Annotated in this window: 2 protein-coding genes; both read left to right on the top strand. The window is 61.6% G+C overall.

The window, feature by feature from the left end; genetic code table 11:
• The coding region (gene cysZ, locus BZK31_RS28085) for a sulfate transporter CysZ (protein ID WP_083186432.1) at positions 1-514 on the top strand (514 nt) is incomplete at its 5' end.
• Between the two features lie 142 nt (positions 515-656).
• Positions 657-1,131: glycosyltransferase (locus tag BZK31_RS28080; RefSeq protein WP_157900820.1), on the top strand; the 475-nt coding region annotated here is incomplete at its 3' end.

Here is a 1,131-nt window from a genome sequence, read left to right as displayed (position 1 = left end):
GGTGTTCTTCACGTTCACCATGGTCGCCAACATCATCGCCGCACCGTTCAACGGTTTTCTATCGGAGAAGGTCGAGGCGGTGGTGCGCGGCGTGGACGAATCCCCTGCTTTCAGCTGGGCTGAACTGGTGGCGATGGTGCCACGCACACTGGCCCGTGAAGCGCGCAAACTGGGCTACATGCTGCCACGCATGCTGGGGTTGTTCATTCTGTCCTTCATCCCGGTGGTCAACATCATCGCCGCTCCGCTCTGGCTGTTATTCGGCGTCTGGATGATGGCGATCCAGTACATCGACTACCCCGCCGACAATCACAAACTGGGCTGGAACGAGATGCTCGGCTGGCTCAAAAGCAAACGCTGGCAGAGCTTGAGCTTCGGCGGCATCGTTTACGTCGCGCTGCTGATCCCGGTGGTCAACCTGCTGATGATGCCTGCGGCCGTGGCTGGCGCGACATTGTTCTGGGTGCGTGAACGCGGTGCTGAGGCATTGCCGACTCGCGTGACGCAAGGCTGATCGACCCGATCCGGTTACCGCCCGCCTTGCGTGTGATGACCGGATATCCCTTTCGCGTGCCAACGCCTGTGCTGCGTCTCCAATCACAAATCCATCACAAACCCGCCACATAACCGACATGTCTTCGGCCGAAACTCTTCCCATGAGCCAATCCCTGCATGTCACCCTTATCACTGAAACCTTCACCCCCGAGATCAATGGCGTTGCCAACACCCTCGGGCGGCTGTGTGACGGCTTGCGGTTGCGCGGGCATCGGGTGGAGTTGATCCGCCCACGCCAGAGCGAAGAGGCCGTGGCGAGTGCGGCGGATGATCTGATGCTGTGCCGGGGCTGGCCGATTCCGGGTTATCCGGGGTTGCAGTGGGGTCAGTCGTCGATGCGCAAGCTGCTGCGGCGCTGGCAGCGCAAGCGGCCGGACGTGCTCTACATCGCAACCGAGGGGCCGTTGGGGCTCTCGGCACTGCGGGCTGCCAGACGCCTGGGGATCGCAGTGGTCAGTGGTTTCCACACCAACTTTCCGCAGTACACGCAGCAATATGGCATGGGGTTCATCACTCGCCTGCTGACGCATTACCTGCGCTGGTTCCACAACCGGTCGCGGGTCACGCTGGTGCCCA

It is taken from the genome of Pseudomonas floridensis (genome assembly GCF_002087235.1).
In the GTDB taxonomy this organism is placed as follows: Bacteria; Pseudomonadota; Gammaproteobacteria; order Pseudomonadales; family Pseudomonadaceae; genus Aquipseudomonas; species Aquipseudomonas floridensis.
This window is presented reverse-complemented; position numbering and strand designations above follow the sequence as displayed.